This window comes from Streptomyces sp. 1114.5 (assembly GCF_003635085.1).
Taxonomy (GTDB): Bacteria; Actinomycetota; Actinomycetes; order Streptomycetales; family Streptomycetaceae; genus Kitasatospora.
In genome coordinates this window covers 4517928-4542254 of record NZ_RBXE01000001.1, presented here as the reverse complement: position 1 = coordinate 4542254, position 24327 = coordinate 4517928, and the positions used below count along the sequence as shown (strand labels likewise).

The 24327-nt window shown below is 73.2% G+C and carries 17 protein-coding genes and 2 pseudogenes; 7 read left to right on the top strand and 12 right to left on the bottom strand.

The genetic code is table 11. From position 1 onward, the window contains the following. Window positions 1-6 precede the first annotated feature (6 nt). The 4 genes and pseudogenes from BX285_RS20165 to BX285_RS37920 form a co-directional block, all read right to left on the bottom strand. On the bottom strand, window positions 7-1983 hold the full coding sequence (locus tag BX285_RS20165) for a biotin carboxylase N-terminal domain-containing protein (protein ID WP_259470597.1): 1977 nt from the start codon (window positions 1981-1983) through the stop codon (window positions 7-9). A gap of 25 nt (window positions 1984-2008) precedes the next feature. Continuing rightward, window positions 2009-3607 carry an acyl-CoA carboxylase subunit beta gene (locus BX285_RS20160; protein ID WP_121176137.1) on the bottom strand — a complete coding sequence of 533 codons (1599 nt, stop codon included), beginning with the start codon at window positions 3605-3607 and terminating at the stop codon, window positions 2009-2011. Window positions 3608-3710: 103 nt separating this feature from the next. Beyond that, window positions 3711-5345, bottom strand: a pseudogene (locus BX285_RS20155) (acyclic terpene utilization AtuA family protein); the annotation flags it as partial. A 239-nt stretch (window positions 5346-5584) separates the two neighbouring features. Beyond that, window positions 5585-6047: pseudogene (locus tag BX285_RS37920) on the bottom strand (LuxR C-terminal-related transcriptional regulator); the annotation flags it as partial. A 478-nt stretch (window positions 6048-6525) separates the two neighbouring features. On the opposite strand from BX285_RS37920, the gene BX285_RS20145 reads away from it, so the two are divergent. From BX285_RS20145 to BX285_RS20130, 4 genes are all read left to right on the top strand, one after another. Then, window positions 6526-6960: a hypothetical protein gene (locus BX285_RS20145; protein ID WP_147465197.1), complete on the top strand. Its 435-nt coding sequence runs from the start codon at window positions 6526-6528 to the stop codon at window positions 6958-6960. A 116-nt stretch (window positions 6961-7076) separates the two neighbouring features. Further along, a complete protein-coding gene (locus BX285_RS20140; RefSeq protein WP_121176132.1) occupies window positions 7077-8510 on the top strand; it encodes an FAD-dependent oxidoreductase in 1434 nt (477 codons plus the stop codon). Window positions 8511-8640: 130 nt separating this feature from the next. Further along, window positions 8641-9054 (top strand): VOC family protein, encoded by a 414-nt coding sequence (locus tag BX285_RS20135; protein WP_097239248.1) that lies wholly within the window; start codon window positions 8641-8643, stop codon window positions 9052-9054. A gap of 159 nt (window positions 9055-9213) precedes the next feature. Beyond that, the gene (locus tag BX285_RS20130) at window positions 9214-11598 is read left to right on the top strand and encodes an excinuclease ABC subunit UvrA (protein WP_121176129.1); all 2385 of its coding nucleotides are present in this window, start codon (window positions 9214-9216) and stop codon (window positions 11596-11598) included. Between the two features lie 23 nt (window positions 11599-11621). Here BX285_RS20130 and BX285_RS20125 read toward each other — a convergent pair whose 3' ends face one another. The 6 genes from BX285_RS20125 to BX285_RS20100 all read right to left on the bottom strand — a co-directional run bounded on the left by BX285_RS20125 (window position 11622) and on the right by BX285_RS20100 (window position 18029). After that, on the bottom strand, window positions 11622-12131 hold the full coding sequence (locus BX285_RS20125; RefSeq protein ID WP_097239246.1) for a GNAT family N-acetyltransferase: 510 nt from the start codon (window positions 12129-12131) through the stop codon (window positions 11622-11624). A 160-nt stretch (window positions 12132-12291) separates the two neighbouring features. Next, window positions 12292-14163 (bottom strand): endonuclease/exonuclease/phosphatase family protein, encoded by a 1872-nt coding sequence (locus tag BX285_RS20120; RefSeq protein ID WP_097239245.1) that lies wholly within the window; start codon window positions 14161-14163, stop codon window positions 12292-12294. 233 nt (window positions 14164-14396) lie between these two features. Beyond that, window positions 14397-15350, bottom strand: coding sequence for a Gfo/Idh/MocA family protein (locus BX285_RS20115; RefSeq protein WP_097239244.1), 954 nt, complete (start codon window positions 15348-15350; stop codon window positions 14397-14399). Between the two features lie 274 nt (window positions 15351-15624). Continuing rightward, window positions 15625-16506 carry an SDR family NAD(P)-dependent oxidoreductase gene (locus tag BX285_RS20110; protein ID WP_121176127.1) on the bottom strand — a complete coding sequence of 294 codons (882 nt, stop codon included), beginning with the start codon at window positions 16504-16506 and terminating at the stop codon, window positions 15625-15627. Window positions 16507-16779: 273 nt separating this feature from the next. Next, window positions 16780-17358 carry a TetR/AcrR family transcriptional regulator gene (locus tag BX285_RS20105; protein ID WP_259470596.1) on the bottom strand — a complete coding sequence of 193 codons (579 nt, stop codon included), beginning with the start codon at window positions 17356-17358 and terminating at the stop codon, window positions 16780-16782. 128 nt (window positions 17359-17486) lie between these two features. Beyond that, the gene (locus BX285_RS20100; protein ID WP_097239242.1) at window positions 17487-18029 is read right to left on the bottom strand and encodes a TetR/AcrR family transcriptional regulator; all 543 of its coding nucleotides are present in this window, start codon (window positions 18027-18029) and stop codon (window positions 17487-17489) included. A 114-nt stretch (window positions 18030-18143) separates the two neighbouring features. Between BX285_RS20100 and BX285_RS20095 the strand changes: the two genes are divergently transcribed. Beyond that, complete coding sequence (locus BX285_RS20095; protein ID WP_097239241.1) at window positions 18144-18350, top strand: hypothetical protein; 207 nt, start codon at window positions 18144-18146, stop codon at window positions 18348-18350. Between the two features lie 209 nt (window positions 18351-18559). Here the strand turns inward: BX285_RS20095 and BX285_RS20090 are convergent, their stop codons facing one another. After that, on the bottom strand, window positions 18560-19471 hold the full coding sequence (locus tag BX285_RS20090) for a LysR family transcriptional regulator (RefSeq protein ID WP_097239240.1): 912 nt from the start codon (window positions 19469-19471) through the stop codon (window positions 18560-18562). 223 nt (window positions 19472-19694) lie between these two features. Between BX285_RS20090 and BX285_RS20085 the strand changes: the two genes are divergently transcribed. Both BX285_RS20085 and BX285_RS20080 read left to right on the top strand, forming a co-directional pair. After that, window positions 19695-21110, top strand: coding sequence for a PD40 domain-containing protein (locus BX285_RS20085; RefSeq protein ID WP_121176123.1), 1416 nt, complete (start codon window positions 19695-19697; stop codon window positions 21108-21110). Between the two features lie 196 nt (window positions 21111-21306). Then, entirely contained in the window at window positions 21307-22893 is a 1587-nt protein-coding gene (locus tag BX285_RS20080; protein ID WP_121176120.1) for a PD40 domain-containing protein, read from the top strand. A 223-nt stretch (window positions 22894-23116) separates the two neighbouring features. Here BX285_RS20080 and BX285_RS20075 read toward each other — a convergent pair whose 3' ends face one another. After that, on the bottom strand, window positions 23117-24307 hold the full coding sequence (locus tag BX285_RS20075) for a glycine C-acetyltransferase (RefSeq protein ID WP_121176118.1): 1191 nt from the start codon (window positions 24305-24307) through the stop codon (window positions 23117-23119). Between the last annotated feature and the right edge of the window lie 20 nt (window positions 24308-24327).

Here is a 24327-nt window from a genome sequence, read left to right as displayed (position 1 = left end):
GCGGGCTCAGGCTTCTTGGGGGGCTTGCTCGGGCTGCTTCGGGGCTTCTCGGGGGGACTTGACGACGGCGAGCAGGGTGCCGAGTTCGACCTGCCGGCCGGGGATCGCACGCAGTTCGACCAGGACGCCGTCCGCGGGAGCGGTGACGCGGTGCTCCATCTTCATCGCCTCCAGCACCAGCAGCGGCTGGCCGGCGGTGACGGTGTCGCCGACGGCGGCGGTGGTGCGCACCACGGTGCCGGGCATCGGGGCGAGCAGTTCACCGGGAGCGGTGCGGACGGTGGGGTCGGGGAAGCGCGGCAGGGCGGTGAGCGCGGTGCTGCCGAACGGAGTGTCGACGTACACCCGGTCGCCGTAACGGGCGACGGTGTACGGGCGTTGGACCTCGCCCTCGCGCAGGATGACCAAGTCGGGCTGGGCGTCCACGAGTTCGACGTCCGGGTGGTCATCGGCCTGCAGGCCGGTGCGGGTCAGGCGGTAGCGGACCTCCGACTCGCCGCCGTCCTCCGTCCGGTAGCGCTTGAGCTGCGGCTGGGAGGGCAGGTTGCGCCAGCCGGACGGCAGGGCGGTGCGGCGGGCGGCGGCGTCGGCGAGGGCGGCAGCCAGGGCGGCGCGGCCGGCGCTCTTGGCGTCGGGGGCGGTGAGCTCGGCCGCGTGCTCGGCGAGGAAGCCGGTGTGCAGGCGTTCGGCCCGGAAGTCCGGATGCCGCAGCGCACGGACCAGCAACTCCCGGTTGGTGGCGGGCCCGTGGACCCGCGTCCGAGCGAGCACGTCGGCCAGCCGGCGGGCGGCGGCGGCGCGGGTCGGGGCCCGGACGATCACCTTGGCGAGCATCGCGTCGTAGTGCGGGCTGATCTCGCTGCCGGACTCGACGCCGGAGTCCAGCCGGACCGCGCCGTCGGTGAACTCCTCGTGCTGGACGGCGAGTTCTAGCCGGTGCAGGGTGCCGGTGGCGGGCCGCCAGTCCCTGGCCGGGTCCTCCGCGTACAGCCGGGCCTCGATCGCGTGGCCGCTGGTCGGCGGCGGGGTGGGCCCGGGCAGCTTCTCCCCTTCGGCGACGGCGAGTTGGAACGCGACCAGGTCCAGTCCGGTGACCGCCTCGGTGACCGGGTGCTCGACCTGGAGGCGGGTGTTCATCTCCAGGAAGAAGAACCGGCCGTCCTCGGTGAGCAGGAACTCGGCGGTGCCGACGCCGACGTAGCCGATCGCCCGGGCGGCAGTCACCGCCGCCGCGTGCAACTCGGCCCGTACGTCCGCCGACAGGCCGGGGGCGGGCGCCTCCTCGATCACCTTCTGGTGGCGCCGCTGCAGCGAGCAGTCGCGGTCGCCGACCGCCCAGACCGTACCGTGCGCGTCGGCCAGCAGCTGGACCTCGACGTGCCGCCCGGTGGGCAGGTAGCGCTCGCAGAACACCTCGTCCGAGCCGAAGGCCTTGGCCGCCTCGGCGCGGGCCGCGGCCAGCTCGCCGGGCAGCTCCGCGAGGCTGCGGACGACCCGCATGCCCCGGCCGCCGCCGCCCGCCGCGGCCTTCACCAGGATCGGCAGATCGGCCTCGGTCGGCTCGGCGAGCGCACCCAGCACGGGCACCCCGGCCTCGGCCATCAGCTGCTTGGCAGCCGTCTTGGAGCCCATCGCGGCGATCGCGGCCGGTGGCGGCCCGACCCAGACCAGGCCCGCGTCCAGCACGGCCTGCGCGAACTCGGCGTTCTCGGACAGGAATCCGTACCCGGGGTGGACGGCGTCCGCACCGGCCGCGAGCGCGGCGCGGACGATCAGGTCGGCCCGCAGGTAGGTGTCGGCGGGCGCGGCGCCGGGCAGCCGGACGGCGCCGTCGGCCTCCCGCACGTGCGGGGCGCCGGCGTCCGGGTCGGAGTGGACGGCGGTGGTCGCGATGCCGAGCTCCCGGCAGGTGCGGAAGACCCGGCGGGCGATCTCGCCCCGGTTGGCGACCAGCAGGTTGCCGATCATGGTCGTGGAAGTCATCGGTGGCTCCATCACAGGGGCTCGCTCAAGGACGGAAGACGCCGTAGCCGCGCGCGCCCTCGACCGGCGCGTTGTGGACCGCGGACAGGCACAGGCCGAGCACCGTACGGGTGTCGCGCGGGTCGATCACGCCGTCGTCGTAGAGCCGTCCGGACAGGAACACCGGCAGCGACTCGGACTCGATCTGCTGCTCGACCATGGCCCGGATCGCCGCGTCCGCGTCCTCGTCGTACGGCTGCCCCTTCGCCGCGGCCGACTGGCGGGCGACGATCGACAGCACCCCGGCGAGCTGCTGCGGGCCCATCACCGCGGACTTGGCGCTCGGCCAGGAGAACAGGAACCGCGGTTCGAACGCCCGCCCGCACATGCCGTAGTGGCCGGCGCCGTAGGAGGCACCCATCAGCACGGACAGGTGCGGGACCGTGGAGTTGGCGACAGCGTTGATCATCATCGCGCCGTGCTTGATGATGCCGCCCTGTTCGTAGTCCTTGCCGACCATGTAGCCGGTGGTGTTGTGCAGGAACAGCAGCGGAGTGTTCCGCTGGTTCGCCAACTGGATGAACTGGGCGGCCTTCTGGGACTCCTGGCTGAACAGCACGCCCTGCGCGTTGGCCAGGATGCCGACCGGGTAGCCGTGGATCCGGGCCCAGCCGGTGGCCAGGCTGGTGCCGTACAGCGGCTTGACCTCGTCGAAGTCGGAGCCGTCGACGATCCGGGCGATCACCTCGCGCGGGTCGAAGGGCACCTTGAGGTCGCCGGGGACGATGCCGAGCAGCTCCTCCTCGTCGTACTTCGGCGGCTCGGCGGACCGGTCCGGGGACGGGCCCGGCTTGCGGTGGTCCAGCCGGGCGACGATCCGGCGGGCGATCCGCAGCGCGTCCGCCTCGTCCACCGCGAAGTGGTCGGCCAGGCCGGAGGTGCGGGCGTGCATCTCGGCGCCGCCCAGCGACTCGTCGTCGGCCTCCTCGCCGGTGGCCATCTTCACCAGCGGCGGGCCGCCGAGGAACACCTTGGCGCGCTCCTTGACCAGCACGGTGTGGTCGGACATGCCGGGCACGTACGCGCCGCCGGCCGTCGAGTTGCCGAACACCACGGCCACGGTGGGGATGCCGGCGGCGGACAGCCGGGTGAGGTCGCGGAACAGGGCGCCGCCGGGGATGAAGATCTCCTTCTGGCTGGGCAGGTCGGCGCCGCCCGACTCGACCAGGTTCACCAGCGGAAGGCGGTTGTGCAGCGCGATCTCGTTGGCGCGCAGCGCCTTGCGCAGCGTCCACGGGTTGCTGGCGCCGCCGCGCACGGTGGGGTCGTTGGCGGTGATCACGCACTCGACGCCCTCGATCACGCCGATCCCGGTGACCAGCGCGGCACCCACCGGGTAGTCGCTGCCCCAGGCGGCCAGCGGGGACAGCTCCAGGAACGGCGAGTCCGGGTCGACCAGCAGCTCGATCCGGTCGCGGGCCGGCAGCTTGCCGCGCTTGCGGTGGCGCTCCAGGTACCGGGGGCCGCCGCCGGCCAGTGCCTTGGCGTGCTCGGCGTCCAGGTCGGCGAGCTTGGCGAGCATCGCGGCGCGGTGCTCGGCGTGCTCGGGCCCGGCCGGATCGATGCGGGTGGGCAGGACGGTCACGGCTGGGCCTCCGGGCTGTCGGGGAGCGCGGTCGGGCTGTCTGGGGGCGCGGTCGGGGGTTCTGGGGCGCGGCCGGAGAGCGGACGGGCGGGACCGGAGGGTCGAGGAGTGCGGTCGGGAGGTCGAGGTGGCGGGAGCGCAGCCACTCGCCGAGGGCCTTGGCCTGCGGGTCGAAGCGGTGCCGGGCGGCGACACCCTCGCCGAGCAGGCCGGTGATCGTGAAGTTCACCGCGCGCAGGTTCGGCAGCAGGTGCCGGGTGACGGGCAACTCCGCTGCCTCGGGTAGGAGTTCGCGCAGCACCTCGACCGTGAGGGCGTGCGCGAGCCAGCGCCAGCCGTCCTCGGTGCGGGCCCAGACGCCGAGGTTGGCGTCGCCGCCCTTGTCGCCGCTGCGGGCGCCGGCGAGCAGGCCGAGCGGGGCGCGGCGGGTCGGGCCGGCGGGGAGCGGTTCGGGCAACTCGTGCACCACGTCCAGGGGTTGGGCGGCGAGCGGCGCGGCCGGGACGGCCGGGACGGAGATCCGGCGGCCGTCCGGCAGGGCGGCGGTGTGCTCGACGGCCTTGGCGTCGACGGATACGGCGGTGAACACCCCGTACGGCGCGCCCGGCCCGGGCGGGGCGGTGAGGTGGAAGCCTGGGTAGCCCGACAGCCCCAACTCCACGGCGGCTTTGCTGAGTTCGCGTCCGACCTTGGCCGAATCCCGGTCCCGCGCGGTCAGCCGCAGGAGGGCGGAGGCGGACTCCTCGTCCGGGGCGTCCGGGTGGTCGGTGCGGGCGAGCGTCCAGCGCAGTTCGGCGGGGCGGGCCGCGACCGGCAGGGCCTCGGCGAACTGCTGCTGCACCAGGGCGGCCTTGGCCTCGATGTCCAGGCCGGTGAGGACGAAGACCACCTCGTTGTGGTGGCCGCCGAGCCGGTTGAGGCCCACCTTCAGGGTGGGCGGCGGGGCCTCGCCCCGGACGCCGTCGATCCGGACCCGGTCGGGGCCGTCCGCGGTGAGCCGGACGGTGTCCAGCCGGGCGGTGACGTCCGGGCCGAGGTAGTGCGATCCGCAGGTCTCGTAAAGGAGTTGGGCGGTGACGGTGCCGAGGGTGACGACGCCGCCGGTGCCCGGGTGCTTGGTGATCACGCTTGAGCCGTCGGCGTGCAGTTCGGCGATCGGGAAGCCGGGGCGGGTCACGTCGTGCTCGCGGAAGAAGGCGTAGTTGCCGCCGGTCGCCTGGGCGCCGCACTCCAGGACGTGACCGGCGACCACCGCGCCGGCGAGGGCGTCGAGGTCGTCGGGCGTCCAGCCGAAGCGGGCGATCCCGGGGCCGGCGACCAGAGCCGCATCGGTGACCCGGCCGGTGACCACCACGTCCGCACCCCCGGCCAGGCAGGCCGCGATGCCGAACCCGCCGAGGTAGGCGTTGGCGGCCAACAAGCCGTCGGGCAGGCCGAGTTCGTCCCTACGCGGCAGCAGGTCGTCGCCCTCGACGTGGGCGACGGCCGCCTCGACGCCCAGCCGCTGGGCCAGTTCGCGCAGTTCGTCGGCGAGCCGGGCCGGGTTGAGGCCGCCCGCGTTCACCACGACCTTCACGTCGCGCTCGCGGGCCAGGCCCAGGCACTCCTCCATCTGCCGCAGGAACGTCCGGGCGTAGCCGAGCGAGGGGTCCTTTAGCCGGTCCCGCGCCAGGATCAGCATGGTCAGCTCGGCCAGGTAGTCCCCGGTGAGCACGTCCAGCGGCCCGCCGGTGAGCATCTCCCGCACCGCCGAGAAGCGGTCCCCGTAGAACCCCGAGGCATTGCCGATCCGCAGTACCGCGCCCTCGCGCACCAATACGCCTCCCCTGCCGGTGAGTTGGCGACGGCCCCGCACCGGGCGCCGTCGGGCAGCAGCGTGGCACTGCCCCGGGAAAAAAGCAATCATGCCTGCTTGTTTTTCGGTCATCCCGGCAGGGCTGTCCTTTCACCACGGTGTGACGTGTGGTTCACCCTGCCCTACCGTCCACCCAGCGCGAGTCCGGCCTCGAAAGCGGTGATCGCCAGGTGGACGCGGTCCCGGGCCTTGAGCTTGGCGACCAAGGCGCGCGACATGGGTCTTCGCCGTCGCCACGCTGATCACCAACCGCTCGGCTATCTCACCGTTCGACAGTCCCCGTCCGACCAGTGCCGGCACCTCGCGCTCCCGGTCGGTGATCCTCGCGATGAGGCTTGAGTCCGCAGCGGCCTCGGTGTCCGGTGCGGGGACCGCGGGGGTGGTGGAGGTTCCGGCGAAGTCGGCGACCAGCCGTCGGGTGACGCTCGGCGCGATCAACGCGTCGCCGGCCGCCACCACGCGGATCGCGTCCAGGACCGCGTCCAGGGCCATGCTCTTGAGCAGGAATCCGCCGGCGCGCAGAGCGCCGTAGACGTACTCGTCGTCGTCGAAGGTCGTCAGCACCAGCACCTTGGGCGGGTCCAGCTCGGCGGTCGCGAGCGAGGTGAGCGTCACGCGCGGGTCCTCGTACGCGGGTGAGAGGACCACCAGCGGATGCTTGCCGCGCTGCGGCCGCGCCGTCGAAGGCGTGCGTGGTCACCGGTGTGGCCGACGGTGTGGTCGTGGCGGCGAACCCGGTGCCGGTTCCGGTGACGAGGGCGGCGAGCGCCAGCGCCGAGACAGCGCTGATACGGCGAGTGCGTTTCATGGGCTCGACGCCAGGTTCCGCAGCTCCGTGTCGAATCGGCCCACGGATGCAAACATTCCGGTGTCGTTCGTAGCCTCCGCGAGGTACCGGAGCCATCCGGAGTCATCCCCCGGGATGATGTCGTGCGGAGCGGGGCTCCCTTCGCCGGCCCGAACCACGGACCCGACCTCCGACTATGACTTCCCGTCACACGACGGACCCCGTGGCGTCGAAATTCGCATGCGGCTCGCCAGGGGATGTGCCACTCTCCGGCGCATGCCAGCTCGTAACCGCAGACTGCCGCGCCACCTGTCGTGGCCGCTCACGCCGACGGACCTCCGCACGGTGCTCGGCGAAACCCTGATGGACGAGGTCCACCTCTGCTTCGACGAGCCTCCTCAGCACGACGGCACGCTCCTGCGGGCCACCTGGAACCCCTCGATCACCTCGAACTACGGGTACAACCGGTTTCCCGCCGAGCAGTCGCGGGTGCGGATCGCCATCACCCCGCTGCCGGCCGGCGAACGGGCCCACGCCCGCGGCCTCCTGCGGGAGCAGGCACTCCCCGAGCTCCGGGAGTGGGTGGATCGGGCGGGGAGGGCGCCCGAGTGGTGGGTCCTGACCCGCCACAGCGTCTCCTGGCGCGTCACGGGCCAGGAGGTGGCCCGCCGCGAGGACTACCAGCCGTACCCGCAGGCCGGATCCGGCTGAGACGGGCCTCCCCATCAGAGGCTTCCGGTGGCGGGCGACCCGGAGCCGGTTCGCGGTCGAAGATCATTTGGCGGTAGGGTCGATTCGCAACACGGCGCGAAGCAAAGGGGAGCTCAGTGGCGCGGGTTGCGGTGATAGGTGCGGGTATCAGCGGGTTGGCGACGGCCGTCATGCTCGGCAGGCGGGGCCATGCGGTCACGGTGTTCGAGCAGGAGACCCGGCAGGCCGGGGAGGACCTGAACCGGGACTTCCACCATTGGAACCGGCCCCGCGTCCCGCAGGCCGTCCAGCCGCACTCGTTCCTCGCACCCGTGCGCTCGGTGCTGCGTGCCGAGGCCCCCGACGTCTACGCGGACCTGCTGGCGCTCGGAGCCCGGGAGTACCACGACTTCGACTGGTTCGGCGAGCATCCGCCGTACCGGGCCGGCGACGAGGACCTGGTGACCCTGCGCACCCGCCGCATCGTGCTGGAGGCCGCCCTGACCACCGCCGTCCGGCGGGAACCCACCGTCGAGGTGCGGCGCGGCTGCCGGGTGCGCGCCCTCACCTTCGAGGAGGGCCGCCCGGCCCGGGTCACCGGCGTGCAGGTGAGCGGCGGGGAGACGGGCCGCGGGCAGGCAGACGACGGGCAGACGGGCCACGGGGAGGCGGGCGAGCAGACCCACCGGGCGGACCTCGTCGTCGACGCCTCCGGCCGGCGCTCGCCCGTCCCCGCCTGGCTGGTCGAGGCCGGCTGCCGCCCGCCCGTGGTGGAGAGCCACCGCGCCGGGATCGCCTACCTGTGCCGCTGGTACCGCCTGCGGGCCGACGGCCCGCGCGACCCCGGCCAGGTGCAGAACGGCTCGGCCGCAGCGTTCGCGCTGGCCGGCGTCTTCCCGTCCGACAACGACACCTTCGCGGTCAACCTGGTGCTCTCCACCGCTGACCCGACCCGCGGCGCGCTCACCGACCCCGCCGTGTTCGAGGCCGCCGCCCGCCGCTTCCCGGCCACCGCCGCCTGGCTCGCCCTGGCTCCCGAGCCGCGCTCGCCCGTCCTGGCGATGGCCGGTCTGGACAACCGCTGGACCTCCTTCGCCGACGGCCAGGGCCCGGTCGTCACCGGCCTCGTCAACGCCGGGGACAGCCTCGTCCACACCAACCCCACCCTGGGCCACGGCGTGGCCCTCGGCATGCGCGCCGCCCAGCACATCGCCGTCCACGTCGACCGGATCGCCGCGGACCCCGCCGGCTACCACGCCTGGACGAACCGGGCCCTGCGCCCGCTGTTCGACGCCCAGGTCGCGGCCGACCGCGCCAACGAGCAACGCCTCACCGAGGATTCGCCGCTCCCGGACCGCCGGGCCGCCGCCCTGGCCGCCTGCGCCCTCGACGACCCGGTGGTCATGCGGGCCCGCGCCCAGGTGCGCCACCTCGTACGGCCCGCCGACGCCGCCTACGGCACCGACGAGGTGGACCGCCACGTCACCGCCTGGCTGGACGCCCGCCCGGACTTCGTACCCCGGCACGACGGCCCGACCCGACAGCAGTGGGAAGCACTCGTCCGGGCCTGAGCCGCCCCCACCGGGCCGCTGTCGCCCGCCGGGCGCCTCCCGCGAAAGGTCGGGCCTCCCACGAAACGTCGGAGAGACCGATCAGGATTCGAGAAGCGCCCGGCCCGGACCCGCGCCTAGCGTTGCAGTCATGAACGACATCACCATTCACTGGACCTTCCTCCCGCACACCGACCCCGAGGCCTCCCTCGCCTTCTACCGCGACCTGCTCGGCTTCGAGGTCCGCAACGACGTCGGCGGCGGCCCGATGCGCTGGATCACCGTCGGCCCGGCCGGCCAGCCCGGCGTCTCCCTCGTGCTGGAGCCGCCGGCCGCCGACCCCGGGATCACCGAGGACGAGCGCAAGACGATCACCGACATGATGGCCAAGGGCACCTACGCCCGGCTCGTCCTCGGCACCCCCGACCTGGACGGCCTCTTCGACCGGCTGAAGTCCGGCGGCGCCGAGCTGGTGCAGGAGCCGACCGAGCAGCCGTGGGGCGCGCGCGACTGCGCCTTCCGCGACCCGGCGGGCAACCTGATCCGCTTCAACGAGGTGCGCTGAGCCGCCCCCGGCCTCAGCCGAGCAAGCCCACCGGGCCCGCCCCCGCGGAACCGGCCGGACCGGACCGGATCCCGTTCGATTCTGGTTGGATCGAAGGGAACCACCGCCGACCGTGACCGCGGGGACGGGCCCGCCCGATCGACAGGGAGAGACCAGACCATGCCCAAGAGGACGGACGCGCACCCGGCCGCGCCGCACGCCGCCGACAGCCACGACCTGATCCGCGTCCACGGCGCGCGCGAGAACAACCTCAAGGACGTCAGCGTCGACATCCCCAAGCGCCGGCTGACCGTGTTCACCGGCGTGTCCGGCTCGGGCAAGAGCTCGCTGGTCTTCGACACCGTCGCCGCCGAGTCCCAGCGGCTGATCAACGAGACGTACAGCGCCTTCGTCCAGGGCTTCATGCCCACCCTGGCCCGCCCCGAGGTGGACGTCCTCGAAGGCCTGACCACCGCGATCATCGTCGACCAGCAGCGGATGGGCGCCGACCCGCGCTCCACCGTCGGCACCGCCACCGACGCCAACGCGATGCTGCGCATCCTCTTCAGCCGCCTCGGCACCCCGCACATCGGCTCCCCCAAGGCCTTCTCCTTCAACGTCCCCTCGATCAGCGGGGCGGGCGCCGTCACCGTCGAACGCGCGGGCAGGACGGTCAAGGAGCGGCGCAGCTTCAGCATCACCGGTGGCATGTGCCCGCGCTGCGAGGGCCGCGGCAGCGTCTCCGACATCGACCTCACCCAGCTCTACGACGACAGCAAGTCGATCTCCGAGGGCGCGATCACCATCCCCGGCTGGAAGACCGACAGCTGGTGGACGGTCGGCGTCTACGCCAACTCCGGCTTCCTCGACCCCGACAAGCCGATCCGCAAGTACACCAAGAAGGAGCTGCAGGACTTCCTGTACCGGGAGCCGACCAAGGTCAAGGTCAACGGCGTCAACCTCACCTACGAGGGCCTGATCCCCAAGATCCAGAAGTCGATGCTCGCCAAGGACAAGGACGCGCTGCAGCCGCACATCCGGGCCTTCGTGGAGCGGGCCGTCACCTTCACCTCCTGCCCCGACTGCGGGGGCACCCGGCTCAGCGAGGCCGCCCGCTCCTCCCGGATCGCGGGAGTCAGCATCGCCGACGCCTGCGCGATGCAGATCAGCGACCTCGCCGACTGGGTCCGCGGGCTCGACGAACCCTCGGTGACGCCGCTGCTCACCACCCTGCGCCAGACCCTCGACTCCTTCGTGGAGATCGGCCTCGGCTACCTCTCACTGGACCGCCCCTCCGGCACGCTCTCCGGCGGCGAGGCGCAGCGGGTCAAGATGATCCGCCACCTCGGCTCCTCGCTCACCGACACCACGTACGTCTTCGACGAGCCCACCACCGGCCTGCACCCGCACGACATCGACCGGATGAACAAGCTGCTGCTGCGCCTGCGGGACAAGGGCAACACCGTGCTGGTGGTGGAGCACAAGCCGCAGACCATCGCGATCGCCGACCACGTGGTCGACCTCGGTCCGGGCGCCGGTACGGCCGGCGGCCAGGTCTGCTACGAGGGCGACGTCGAGGGGCTGCGCGGCAGCGGCACCGTCACCGGGCGCCACCTGGGCGACCGGGCGCCGCTGCGGGAGGCGGTGCGCAAGCCCACCGGGGTGCTGGAGATCCGGGGCGCCGACACCCACAACCTGCGGAACGTGGACGTGGACGTGCCGCTCGGGGTGCTCACGGTGGTGACCGGGGTGGCCGGCTCCGGCAAGAGCTCGCTGATCCACGGGTCGATCCCGCCCGGCGAGGGCGTGGTCTCGGTCGACCAGGGGGCGATCAAGGGCTCCCGGCGCAGCAACCCGGCCACCTACACCGGGCTGCTCGACCCGATCCGCAAGGCCTTCGCCAAGGCCAACGACGTCAAGCCGGCCCTGTTCAGCGCCAACTCCGAGGGCGCCTGCCCGACCTGCAACGGCGCCGGCGTGGTCTACACCGACCTGGCGATGATGGCCGGGGTGGCCACCACCTGCGAGGACTGCGAGGGCAAGCGGTACCAACCCGCGGTGCTGGAGTACCGGCTGGGCGGCCGGGACATCGCCGAGGTGCTGGCGATGTCGGTGACCGAGGCCGAGGAGTTCTTCGGCTCGGGCGAGGCCGGGCTGCCGGCCGCGCACCGGATCCTGGAGCGGCTGGCGGACGTCGGGCTCGGCTACGTCAGCCTCGGCCAGCCGCTCACCACGCTCTCCGGCGGCGAGCGGCAGCGGCTCAAGCTGGCCACCCACATGGCCGACAAGGGCGGCGTCTACGTGCTGGACGAGCCGACCACCGGGCTGCACCTGGCCGACGTCGAGCAGCTGCTCGGGCTGCTGGACCGGCTGGTCGAGTCCGGCAAGTCGGTCATCGTGATCGAGCACCACCCGGCGGTGATGGCGCACGCCGACTGGATCATCGACCTCGGCCCGGGCGCCGGCCACGACGGCGGGCGGGTGGTCTTCGAGGGCACCCCGACCGACCTGGTCGCCGCCCGCTCGACCCTGACCGGCAAGGCCCTGGCGGAGTACGTCGGTTAGCGGATTCCCGAGCGCTGGGGGCGTCAGTCCAGCGGGAGGGCCATCTCCAGGATCCGCGCCGAGGCGTCCAGCACGTACGGCGTCTCTCCCCCGGTGTACGCGAACCCGCGCCGCTGGTAGAAGGCGGCGGCGCGGGGGTTCGCCTCGTGCACCCCGAGCAGCATCCGCGCGGCGCCCCGGCCGCGGGCCCAGGCGAGCACCGCGTCCAGCAGGGCGTCCGCGACGCCGCGTGCGCGGCCGCGGTGCTCGGGGGCGACCCAGACGCCGATCAGGTCGACGGCGTCGGCCTGCCCCTTGCTCGGGACGGACAGCATCGTGCCGACCCACTCCCCGTCGGGGGCCACCGCGACCAGGCCGATCTTGTCGGGCTCGTTGACCCAGTTCGTCCGGGCCCGCCAGTTGCCCTCGCCCTGGTAGCTCGCGTACTCGTGGGTCTCGCCGAACGCCAGTGGCGTGTCGAGGAGTTGGGCCAGCCGGACCTTCCGCAGCAGCTGCCAGTCCTCGCGGCCGATCCGCTCGATCCGGTACTCCATCGTCTCCCCCGTCGCCCGAGCCGTCGCCCGAGCCGTCGTACGAGCCGCACGAGCCGCACGAGCCGCACGAGCCGCACGAGCCGTCGTACGAGCCGCCGTACGGCACTGCCTCCGCCTCCGGCGGTCACCGGCGGCGGAGGCAGCATAACCGCAGCTCGGGTCAGGGCTTGATGCGGACCACCTGCGGGTCGTGGTCGCTCGCCTGCTGGGCGAACTCCGCGTTGATGTGCACCACGTCGTACTTGGCGTAGCCGACCTCGGGGCTGACCAGGATGTGGTCCAGCACCTGGGAGTTGCCCTGGTAGACGTACGAGTACTGCTCGGTCTCCGGCAGTTCGTTCACCAGGTCGCGCAGCACGCCGTCCTTGGTGAGCGCGGCCAGGGCGGGCGAGAACTGGTAGTCGTTGAAGTCGCCGAGCGAGACGACCCTGGCCTCCTTGTCGGCGGCCAGCAGCTTGGCGACGAAGGCCTGCTCGACGGTGGCCTGCTTGATCCGCTGCACCTCGGAGCTGCGGGTCGGGGCCTGGAAGCGGCTGTCGATGCCCTGGTCGCCGCCCTTGCTGTTGAGGTGGTTGGCGATGACGAAGACCTTCTGGCCGCGGAAGACGAACTGGCCGACCAGCGGCTTGCGGCTGTTGGTCCAGGCCTCGTCGTTCGGCTCGATCCGGCCGGGCGAGGCGGTCAGGGCGGTGGCGGCGCCGGTGCCGGTCACGCCGACGGCGGTGGTGGCGTCGCCGCCCGCGATGTCGGTGAAGGAGACCCGCTGCGGGTTGAACAGGAAGACCTGGCGGATGTTGCCGCCGGGCTCGCCGCCGTCCTTGCCGTCCTGCGGGGCGATGGAGCGCCAGTCGTAGGCCGGGCCGCCGGCCGCCTTGATGGCCGCGATGAACTTGGCGACGGTCTGGCTCGCGTCGACGGTGCCGTCGTTCTTGGCACCGTTGTTGTCCTGGATCTCCTCCAGGGCGACGATGTCGGGCGAGCGCAGGTTGGTGACGACGCCCTGGGCCAGCTCGGCGAACTTGCTGTCCGGGTTGTTCGGGGCGAGGTTCTCCACGTTGTAGGTGGCGAGGGTGAGTTCGCGCTCGCCGGCCTGGGCGGTGACCTCGCGCTGGAGGTGGTTGTCCTTCAGCGTGCCCACGGTGCCGGCGACCAGGGTGTAGCCGCCGAACTGGTTGTAGTCCAGCGGGCCGGTGGTGGTGCCGGTCAGCTCGTCGCCGACGTTGGCCACCGGGAACGGCTGCTGGGAGGCCGGCGCCTGCTGCTGCACCATCAGACGGCCGACGTTGGGCTCGCGGTAGGACTCGTAGAGCACGCCGCCGCGCTTGCTGCGCTGGTCCTGGCGGTCGGCGGCGACCCACAGCTCGTTGTACTTGTCGGTCGCCTGGACCACCCGGACGTCCTTGACCTGGACGAGCATGCCCTCCAGGGACTCGTAGAAGTCGAGGGCGTACTTCTCCGGGTCGAGCTTCACGGCGTCGATGGTGCCGTCCGGGCCGGCCGCCGGGGTGTAGGTGCCGGGGATGTTGCGGGTGTCCACGACGACCGGGGCGGGCAGCGGGTTGCCGGAGGACAGGACCGTGACGGCCGGGGCGGAGATCTCGGTGACGGACTGCGAGCCGCCGGAGTAGCCGGGGTAGTACTCGGTGACCTTGCCGCTCACCAGCACCGAGTCGCCGGTCTTCACGGTCGGGTTGCCGCCGGTGAAGACGAAGATGCCCTCGCTGGTGGCCGGGTCCGCGTCCGGGTTCGGGTCCTGGAGCCAGAAGCCCTTGGAGCTGCCGTACGCGCGGACGCCGGTGACGATGCCGGGCACACCGGTGACGGGCTTGCCGGCCTGCGGGGATATCCGGGTGGTGCCCTGGATGTCGTGGATCCGCAGCGGGCCGGTCTCGGTCGGGGCGGGGGTCGCGGCGGCGCCGGCGGCGTTCGCCACGGGCAGCGGGACGAGCACGAGCGAGGCGGCCAGCGAGGCCGGGATCAGAGCGGCGCGCAGCAGGGCTCTGCGGGGGCGGGGAGCGGAAGCGGTGGTCACCGGGGCAGGACTCCTAGCTCCGTCGTGCGGCACGGTCGTGGCACGGCGGTCCGGGCGGAGGCGCGCTTCGAGCGCGCTACTCGCGTAGAGGAAGAGCAGGGGACGGACGCCCGCCCCCCGCGGCGCCCCTAAGATACGCGCGTAGAAAATGCCCCGACAAGACCTCGTCGGTGAACTGTCGGTTCCGCCCCGGTGACTTGACGGACGGTCAATCCGCCCAGCTCACAGGCTTCTCACAGGGCGCTCCCAGCGGACGCCCAGGAATCCCCGATCCGCTCCACCACCAGCTCGCACAGCTCGTGGGTGCGCAGCGCGTCGTGGGCGTCCAAGGTCCGCCCGGCGCGGACGGCGTCCAGGAAGGCGAGGACGCACTGCTCGATGCCGCGCTGGCGGGCGACCGGCACCCAGTCGCCGCGGCGCCGCACGGTCGGCTGGCCGCGGTGGTCGATCACCTCGGCCAGGTTGTGCACCGCGCGCTTGGAGTCGCCGCCGGAGACCTCCAGCACCTCCTCGGTCGAGCCGGAGACCCGGTTCATGATGCCCAGCGCGGTGAACCCCTCCCCGCCGAGGGTGAGCACCACGTGCTCGACCAGGCCGTCCCGCGTACGGGACCGGACGTCCACGTGCTCGATCTCGCCGGGGACGAGGAAGCGCAGCGTGTCCACGACGTGGATGAAGTCGTCGTAGACCAGGGTGCGGGCGGCTTCGGGCAGGCCCTCGCGGTTCTTCTGCAGCACGATCAGGTCGCGCGGGCGCTCCTTGGCCTGCACGTAGCCGGGCGCGTGGCGGCGGTTGAAGCCGACCATCAGCGAGCGGCCGGTGCGGTCGGCGAGGTCGACCAGGCGGCGGGCGCCGTCCACGGTGTGGTCGAGCGGCTTGTCCACGTAGACGTCCACCCCGGCGGTGAGCAGCTGCTCGACGATCGGCACGTGCTGGTCGGTGGCGGCGTGCACGAACGCGGCCCGGATGCCGCTGCCGATCAGCGCGCCGAGGTCGGTGAACCGCTTGCCCTCCCCGACCCGGTACGCCTCACCGATCCGCCCCAGCTTCGCCCCGTCCCGGGTCATCAACCGCAGGTCGAGCCCGGGCAGCGCGGCGAGCACGGGCAGGTACGCCTTCTGCGCGATGTCACCGAGCCCGATGACCCCGACCGGGAGGTGGCCCTCAGGAACAGCGGTCGAACTCATCGGATTCTCCATACGCACGCCGACAGCATCGCCCCCACCCTATGCACAGCCCCGCACCCCACCAACCTTTCGCCTGCGCTCCCTGCTCGCCGCCCGGCCCCCGGCCCGGCGGGCCGCCGAACGGCGCCGACCCGACCGGGCGTTCCGGCGCCGCCGTCGTGCCCGGGCTTCCGCCCCGGACACCCCGGACACCCCGGAGGCCACTGACCGGCCGCAGCCATCATGCCCACGTGCGCTGCGGGCGTCGGAGGCCGACGGCCCGGAGAGGGCCCGCTCAGGCGAGCGCCCATCGGAACGTGTGCTCGCGGCTGAGCCGGAGGACGTCGGCGGTGAGGCCGGGGTGGGTGCTCGCCGGGTGGGCCGGGACGGGCCGGGCGTCCGGGCCGATGAGCAGACCGGTCCGTCCGTCCAGCGAGGGGTCGGTGGCGGCGAACACCGAGGAGCGGGCGGCCTCGGAGGCGGGCCCGGCCGTCGAGCGCTCGAAGCGCCTGCGGACCAGCGGCCACAGCAGGCGCAGGCCGGGAGAGACGATCCTCGGCGAGGTCATGGTGCCGTTGGTCATGCTGGTGGCGGCGCCGCCCGGGTCGGCCGCGAAGACGCTGACGCCGCTGCCGCGCAGGCGGTCGGCCAGGTCCAGCGTGTAGGCGAGGTTGGCCAGTTTGGCCCGGCCGTACCAGTGGAAGCCGTAGTAGCCGCCCGGGGGTTCGACGGCGTCGAAGGTGCGCTTGGCCAGGGCGACCGCGCCGGAGCTCACGTTCACTATCCGGCTCGGCCCGCCGGCCCGGAGCTGGTCCAGGAGCAGCTCCGTGAGCAGGTACGGCGAGAGGTGGTTGACGGCGAAGGTGGCCTCGATGCCGTCCACGGTCCGCTGCCGCTGGGCGAACATCGCGCCGACGTTGTTGACCAGGACGGTCAGCGGGCCCACGACGGCCAGGTCGAGGGCGAGGCGCCGCACGTCACCGAGCGAGGACAGGTCGGCCGCGATGAACCTCGGCCGGCTCCCCGTCGCCACGGCCGAGATCCGGTCCACGGCGCCCTGGCCCCGTTCCTCGTCGCGGCCGATCACGGTGACGGCGTACCCGCGCTCCGCGAGGCCCAGCGCCGTTTCGAGTCCGATACCGCCCGTCGCGGCGGTCACCACTGCCTGGCGTTCCATCAGCTTCGCCCCTTCTCCCCTGCGGCGCATTAACCGGATGACTATCCGGTTGGAGTCCCACACGCTAGCACGAACGGATACCTATCCGGTTAGCCGGTCGCGACGGCGGGTGGACGCCACGGTAGGCAGCGCCCGATCCGCCGTACAGCGGCAACAGCCCTGCCGGGCAAGGATGTTCGCGATCTGTAAGATCCGGCGACGGCCGCGGCGCAGCCCGACGTCACCTGGACGGTCGGCGCCGCTCGCGCGCCCGACCTCCGTCACCGAGCCGGGTCAGCGCGGGGGACGCAGCCCCTCGACGAGGACACCGAGGTAGGTCTCGACCCGCGCGGGGCTCTGGTCGCCGCTCCGCAGCGCGTGCTCGATCCCGCAGAGCAGTCGGCGCACGTCACCGGGCCCGATGTCGCCGCGGACGGCGCCGGCCAGCCGGGCCCGGTCGAGCAGGCTCGCGACGGCCCCGTCCAGTTCGGCCTTCAGGGCGGAGGTCTGTGCCTCGGCATCGCTCGCGGATTCGAGAACGGCCCCCAGACCGTCGTCGCGCAGCGCCATGAGGAGCGTGGAGCGCAGCAGTCGGCGCAGCCCCTTGGAGGGATCCTCCAGGTCGGCGGCGGCGAGGGCTTCGTCGACCAGCCCCCGGAACCGCTCCACCAACAGCGCCTCGCGCAGCGCCTGCGGGTTGGGGAAGTGCCGGTAGACGGTTCCGACCCCGACCCCGGCCAGCCGGGCGATGACGTTGAGCTGCAGGGAGTCGTCCCCGGCGGCCAGTTGCTCCCTGGCGACGCGCAGCACCAGCGCCCGGTTCCGCGCGGCGTCCGCCCGCAGCACCGGGCCCCGTCCCTCGTTCGCCGTCACGGACCCAGCATACGCAGCCCGGTCACGTCGCCGTTCGGCCGTACGTGGCCCGCCGGTGGCGCCCCGTTGCCGCGCTCGGCGGCGGGACCCCCGCACCGGCAGCACCGGTGCTCCCGCCGCTTCGGGCCTCAGGCGGCCAGCAGGGACTCCGCGATGGTGCGGGCCCGCCAGGCGGCGTCCGGCGTGCCCTCGCGCAGCGCGGTGACGATGGCGCCGTCCATCAGGAGGGCGAACTGCTTGGCCCGGTCGGCGGGTTGGGGAATGTCCGCGTCCCGCATGAGCTGCTCGACCAGCTCGATGACGCGCCGTTTGTGCAACGCCGCCATCTCGCGGGCCGGGCTGGCGCGGTCGGCGATCTCGGTCATGGTGTTGATGGCGACGCAGCCCCGGTAGTCCTCGGCGGCGAACCGTTCGGCGAGGGCGTCGAAGACGTTGAGCGGGTGGCCGCCGTGGGCCGCGACCCGCTCGGAGAGCCAGGCCCGCCACCGGGCGTCGCGGCCTTCCAGGACGGCCGTCACCAACGCCTCCTTGCCGGCGAAGTGCCGGTAGAAGGAGGCCCGGCCCACACCGGACTCGGCGAGGATACGCTCCACCCCGACCGAGTGGATCCCGTTGGCGTAGAAGAGGGTCTCTGCCGTGCTCAGCAGGCGCGCCCGTGCGTTGACTGCCATGGAAAGCGATCCTAGCCGCTCTTGACGCCAAACGGCACCGATCGGTACCGTCTTCGACGTCAGAACGGAACCGATCGGTACCGTTTCGGGGACAGTCGCACAGCGGGGGGACGTATGAACGAGGACTGGGCCGAGGCCTCCGTCGAACTGGTCGACGGCTACGAGGTGCTGGGCTCCGATGGCTGGATGGTCTCCTCGGTGCCCCGCGCGCTGGTGGCGTTCCAGGGCGGTTTCGTCAAGCTGCGGATCCCCGACACCGGCAGGGTGCAGGTGGTCTCCGCCCCGGCCGTCCGTCTGATCACCCTCACGAAGGCGTGGTGACCCCGGTGGTCGGATGACCCGACCGCCATCCCATGGACCTGCGGCTGCACGGCCGCCCGGGCCGGGACGCCACGCCACCTGCACACGGCGCGGCCGCCCGACCCGGGACGCCGCGCAGCCGCACAACCGTTTCCGGGTGCCCGGGCCCGTCTCACCGGAGCCAGGGCCTGTCCGGCGGATCTTGCCGGGCGCACGACGCCGGACAGGCCCTACGCGCTCGCGGCCGCCGCGTCGGCGAGGGCGTCCAGGACCGGGCGGATCAGCGGGTGGCCGTCGGCGCCCGCCCGGACGGCGGCGAAGACCCGGCGGGTGGCCAGCTCGCTGTCGACCGGGCGCACCGCCACCCGGGAGAGGTCGACCCCGCGCAGCGCCGAGCGCGGCACCAGGGCCACCCCGGCCCCCGCCGAGGCGAGCGCCACGACCGCCCGGAAGTCGTCCGAGGAGTGCAGCAGGCGCGGCTGGAACCCGGCGTGCTCGCAGGCCAGCAGGACCACGTCGTGGCAGGGGTTGCCCGGGTAGGGCCCGATCCACGGCTCGTCGGCGAGCTCGGCGACCGCGAGCGGACCGTCCTCGGCGGCCAGCCGGTGGTCCAGCGGCAGGACGGCCTCGAAGGGCTCGGCGTACAGCGGCACCCGGGTGAGGCGGGCATCGTCGGCCCGCGGGGCACCGCGGTACTCGACGGCCACCGCGAGGTCGGCCCGGCTCTCCAGGACCATCGGCAGGCTGGCGTCGCCCTCGGCGTCCAGCACCTTGAGCCGCACCCCCGGCGCCCGCTCGGCGAGCAGACCGATGGCGGGCGCGAGCACCAGTGCGATGCCGGTGGCGAAGGAGGCGACGGTGACCTCGCCGGAGACGCCCGCCCGGTACGCGGCCAGGTCGGCCTCGGCGCGCTCCAGCTGGGCGAGCACGACGTCCGCGTGGCCGAGCAGGATCTCCCCGGCGGCGGTCAGCCGCACGCCCCGGCCCTCTCGGGCGAGCAGGTGGTGCCCGGTCTCCTGCTCCAGGGCGGCCAGCTGCTGGGAGACCGCGGAGGGGGTCAGGTAGAGGGCGGCCGCCGCGGCGGTCACCGTGCGGTGGTCCGCCACGGCCCGCAGGGTCCGCAGCCGTCGTGCGTCGATCACAGCCCCAATTCTGCCAGCGCGCGGGAGCGGACCGGACGGGCTCCGGGCCTGCGAGGTTTCGGCCGGAGGTACCACCGGTGGCGTATTTCCGGACGAGATCGCTTCACTTCGTTGACCGCCGGGCCGTACGACGCTTGGCTCGTGCCCAGCCGGACCGCGGGGGTCGTGGGTCAGGCACAGCCTCGAACACCACCTGTGATCCGTCATCTGGGGAGGATGATCCATGACCACCGCACGCACCCGCCGTCGGCTGGCCCGCACCGCCTGCGTCCTGGCCACCGTGACCGCGGTCGGCGCCGTGATGCCCGCCGCCGAGGCCCGGCCGCCCAAGGGCGACACCGCCCGGGTCAGCGAGGGGCCCAAGGGCGAGGCGCTGAACGGCGACTCCTACGGCCTCGGGGTGAGCTCCGACGGCCGCTCGGTGCTGTTCAGCTCGACCGCGACCGGCCTCGCCCCCGGTCACGCCGACGGCTCGGAGGGCCTCTACGTCAAGGACCTCCGCAACGGGCACGTCGAGCAGGTCGACCTGGCCGACGACGGCTCCCGGCTGGACGCGGGCGTCGCCGACGGCACGATCAGCGGCGACGGCCGGTACGTGGCGTTCAGCACCGCCGCGACCAACGTGGTGCCCGGGCAGCAGAAGCACGCGGCCGACGTCTTCGTCCACGACCGGTGGACCGGCCGCACCGAGCTGATCAGCGCCGGCACCGGCCCGACGACCGACGACCAGTCGATCCGCCGGGCGAGCAACCCCAGCCTGAGCTGGGACGGCCGCTACGTGGCCTTCGCCTCCGACCGCACCGACCTCGGGGCGACGGTCAAGCGCGGCAAGGCGAACGTCTACGTCACCGACCGCTGGACCCACACCACCCGCCTGATCACGGTCGGCGCCGACGGCACGCCGGCCGACCAGCACTCCTCCGTGCCGAGCCTGAGCGCGGACGGGCAGACCGTCGGCTTCACCTCGCGGGCGAGCAACCTGCTCCCGTCCGCGGAGGAGCCCGCAGAGAGCTCCGTCGGCTCCTCGCCCACCGACCCGACCGACGACGCCACCGCCCCCGGCGCCCGGCCCCGGCTGGCGGTGCCCCGGTTCTACCCCTACTACGTCTGGGACGCCCGCACCGGCCGGATCAGCGGCGCCAGCTACGACGAGACCGGGGCCTTCCGCCCCACCGGCCAGGACGGCCGGATCAGCCCGGACGGCCGCTACGCCGTGTACAGCGTCCCCCAGCCCGGCGGGCGGCCCGGCTCGCACGGGGTCCACCTGGTGGTCTACGCCCGCGAGTTGGCCACCGGCGCCGTCACCCAGGTCAGCACCCCGCTCGCCGGCACCACGACGAACCTCTCCTCCTACGAGCCCGTCACGACCTACGACGGCCGGTGGGTGTACTTCACCTCCGACGTCGAGACCCTGGTGCCGGACGACACCAACCAGCAGTCGGACGTCTTCCGCCGCGACCTGTGGACCGGACGCACCGAGCGGGTGAGCCTCACCCAGGACGGATCCCAGAGCACGGCCTCGTCGTTCACCCCGTCCGTGGACGCCTTCGGGGACACCGTGGTCTTCGACGCCACCGACGGCGACCTCGTCCCGGGCGACACCAACAACGTCACGGACGTCTTCCGGCGTCGTCTCTGACGGCCTGACGGGCCGCCGGCCTGACCAGACGGCTCACACGGTCCGACTCCCGTGCGGAATACGGTGGTTGACGTATTTTCCGCCGAGATCACCCCCGGCCGTTGACCACCGCCCCTCCCGGCGATTGGCTCTCCCCGAGCCCGTCGCCGGGAGGGAGCCCGGCGCAGGGGCGATCACAGGGGAGGACAACCCGCCCATGACACCCAACACCCGTACCGCCCGCACCCGTTGGTTCGCCGGCGGCGGCAGCGTCCTGGCGGCCGTCGCCGTGCTCGCCGCGACCGCCGCCCCCGCCCAGGCCGACCCGGCGCCGCGCGGCACCGTCCGGGTCAGCGTCGGGCTGGACGGCGCCGCGCCGAACAACCAGTCGCAGAGCCACGGGGTGAGCGCCGACGGCCGCTACGCCCTGTTCACCTCCTGGGCCACCAACCTGGTGGAGCAGCCCGCCAAGAGCGGCCGCGACGCCTACGTCCGCGACCTGCGCACCGGCCGCACCGAGCGGGTCAACCTGGCCGACGACGGCTCGGCGCTGAACGGCTTCACCGACTACGTCGCGATCAACGCCGACGGCCGCTACGTGGCCTTCGAGAGCGACGCCGACAACGTGCTGCCCGGCATGCAGGTGCAGGGCCGCACCGAGGTGTACCTGCGCGACCGCAGGACCGGCCGCACCGAACTGGTCAGCGGCGGGCTCACCAGCGCCGACACCGACCGGTTCCACGCCTCGTACGCACCCTCGATCAGCGCCGACGGCCGCTACGTGGCCTTCGTGTCCTCCCGGACCGACCTCGTCCCGGCCCTGCCCGGCGGTGTCGGCGACGGCGCCGACGCCCCGTCGCTCACCAGGCCGTACACCTGGGACTACAACATCTACGTCCTCGACCGCCGGACCGGAACGACCCGACTGGTCTCCCTGGGCGCGGACGGCAGGCCGGGCGACAGCATGTCCCTCAACCCGACCATCAGCGCGGACGGCCGCACCATCGGCTTCACCTCCTTCGCCGGGAACCTGCTGCCGGCCGCCCGGACCCCCGCCCGCGCCGAGACCGCCCTCGCCTCCCCGGGCGCACGTGTCGCCGATGTCGAGCAGGCCCCCGGCACCGCGTCCGCCCTGCCCCGCAACGCCCGGCAGGGCCAGGCGAAGGCGAACCTGGCCCGGCCGACGACCGGCGCCTACTACACCTACGACGTGCACTCCGGCCGCATCGCCGCCGCGAGCCTGGACCTCGACGGCAAGCTCGGCTCCGCGAGCTTCGACGCGACGATCAGCCCCGACGGGCGGCGCGCGGTCTACGCCCTGCCCGAGCCCGGCGGCTCGACCAACGGCCACCGGTACCACCTGGTGCTGTACGTCCGGGACCTCAGGAAGGGCACCGTGACGAAGGTCAGCGGCGGCCTGCCCGGCACCACCTCGGTCGGCACCTCCGACCACGGCAGCGTCACCGCCGACAACCGCTGGATCTACTTCTCCTCCGCCGCCGACAACCTGGTGCCCGGCCCGCAGCACCCGGGCTGGGACGTCTACCGCCAGGACCTGCGTACCGGCCGCACCGAGCGGGTCGCCACCGCGCCGGACGGCTCGCTCGGCAACGGCTCCTCGGTCGACCCCTTCGTGGACGCCCACGGCCGCACGGTGGTCTTCGGCTCGACCAGCGGCAACCTGGTCGCCGGCTCCGCGGGCCCGGCGGCCGGCGACTACCAGGTCTTCGCCCGCAACACCCGGCACCTCGGCGACGACCAGGGCGAGGACCAGGACGAGAACGGGGACCCGAACGAGGACTGATCCGGCCCGCCCCGGAAACCGCGGACGGGGGCGGGACGTCGGCCGGGCCGGCGTCCCGCCCCCGCAGCGGGAGGGTGGGGCAGGTGGTTGGTGAGCCGTGCGGCGCGGGCGCAGTGAAGTGCCCGTGCCGCACGGCGTTCGTGAGCCCGTGGGCCGGTCCGGTTCCGAGCGGTCCGGCCCACGGGCAGTTCGGTGCGGGCCCCTGCCGGGCCCGTCGGGGGTGCTACTTCAGCGCGGCGCGGGCGTCCACGAAGGCGGCGACGGCGCGCTCGACGTCCTCGGTGGAGTGCGCCGCGGACAGCTGCACCCGGATCCGGGCCTGGCCCATCGGGACGACCGGGTACGAGAAGCCGATCACGTACACGCCGCGCTCCAGCAGCAGTTCGGCGAGCCGGCCGGCCTCGGCCGCGTCGCCGATCATCACCGGGGCGATCGGGTGGTCGCCGGGCAGGATCTCGAACCCGGCCTCGGTCATCTTCGTGCGGAACAGCGTGGTGTTGGCCGCCAGCTTCTCGCGCAGCTCGGTGGAGCGCTCGACCAGGTCGAGCACCTTCAGCGAGGCGGCCGCGATGACCGGGGCCAGCGAGTTGGAGAACAGGTACGGGCGGGAGCGCTGGCGCAGCAGCGCGACGATCTCCCGGCGGGCGGCGACGTAGCCGCCGGAGGCGCCGCCGAGGGCCTTGCCGAGGGTGCCGGTGATGATGTCCACTCGGTCCATCACGCCGTGCAGTTCGGGGGTGCCGCGGCCGCCCGCGCCGACGAAGCCGACGGCGTGCGAGTCGTCCACCATGACCATCGCGCCGTAGCGCTCGGCCAGGTCGCAGATCTCCGGCAGGGGGGCGACGTAGCCGTCCATGGAGAAGACGCCGTCGGTGACGATCAGGCGGCGGCGGGCGTCCTGGGTGTCCTGGAGCTGCTTCTCCAGGTCGGCCATGTCGCGGTTGGCGTAGCGGTGGCGGCGGGCCTTGCTGAGCCGGATGCCGTCGATGATGCTGGCGTGGTTGAGCGCGTCGGAGATGACGGCATCGCGGTCGTCCAGCAGGGTCTCGAAGACACCGCCGTTGGCGTCGAAGCAGGAGGAGTAGAGGATCGTGTCCTCCTGGCCGAGGAAGGCCGAGAGGCGGTCCTCCAGCTCCTTGTGGACGTCCTGGGTGCCGCAGATGAAGCGGACCGAGGCCATGCCGTAGCCCCAGCGGTCCAGGGCGTCCTTGGCCGCGGCCAGCACCTCGGGGTGGTCCGCCAGGCCGAGGTAGTTGTTGGCGCAGAAGTTCAGCACCTCGCCGGGCTTGCCGCCGCCGGTGACGGTGACGGCGGCGCTCTGCGGGGTCCCGATGACCCGCTCGGGCTTGAACAGGCCGGCCTCGCGGATCTCGTCGAGGGTGGTGGCGATGTCGGCGCGCACGTTGTCGAACACAACAGGCTCCTTTGGCGTCG

What these genes read in the sequence shown, in the direction of transcription:
- BX285_RS20165 (WP_259470597.1), bottom strand. Translation starts at nt 1,983, where the DNA reads ATGACTTCCACGACCATGATCGGCAACCTGCTGGTCGCCAACCGGGGC.
- BX285_RS20145 (WP_147465197.1), top strand. Translation starts at nt 6,526, where the DNA reads ATGCCAGCTCGTAACCGCAGACTGCCGCGCCACCTGTCGTGGCCGCTC.
- BX285_RS20135 (WP_097239248.1), top strand. Translation starts at nt 8,641, where the DNA reads ATGAACGACATCACCATTCACTGGACCTTCCTCCCGCACACCGACCCC.
- BX285_RS20130 (WP_121176129.1), top strand. Translation starts at nt 9,214, where the DNA reads ATGCCCAAGAGGACGGACGCGCACCCGGCCGCGCCGCACGCCGCCGAC.
- BX285_RS20125 (WP_097239246.1), bottom strand. Translation starts at nt 12,131, where the DNA reads ATGGAGTACCGGATCGAGCGGATCGGCCGCGAGGACTGGCAGCTGCTG.
- BX285_RS20115 (WP_097239244.1), bottom strand. Translation starts at nt 15,350, where the DNA reads ATGAGTTCGACCGCTGTTCCTGAGGGCCACCTCCCGGTCGGGGTCATC.
- BX285_RS20110 (WP_121176127.1), bottom strand. Translation starts at nt 16,506, where the DNA reads ATGGAACGCCAGGCAGTGGTGACCGCCGCGACGGGCGGTATCGGACTC.
- BX285_RS20100 (WP_097239242.1), bottom strand. Translation starts at nt 18,029, where the DNA reads ATGGCAGTCAACGCACGGGCGCGCCTGCTGAGCACGGCAGAGACCCTC.
- BX285_RS20095 (WP_097239241.1), top strand. Translation starts at nt 18,144, where the DNA reads ATGAACGAGGACTGGGCCGAGGCCTCCGTCGAACTGGTCGACGGCTAC.
- BX285_RS20085 (WP_121176123.1), top strand. Translation starts at nt 19,695, where the DNA reads ATGACCACCGCACGCACCCGCCGTCGGCTGGCCCGCACCGCCTGCGTC.
- BX285_RS20080 (WP_121176120.1), top strand. Translation starts at nt 21,307, where the DNA reads ATGACACCCAACACCCGTACCGCCCGCACCCGTTGGTTCGCCGGCGGC.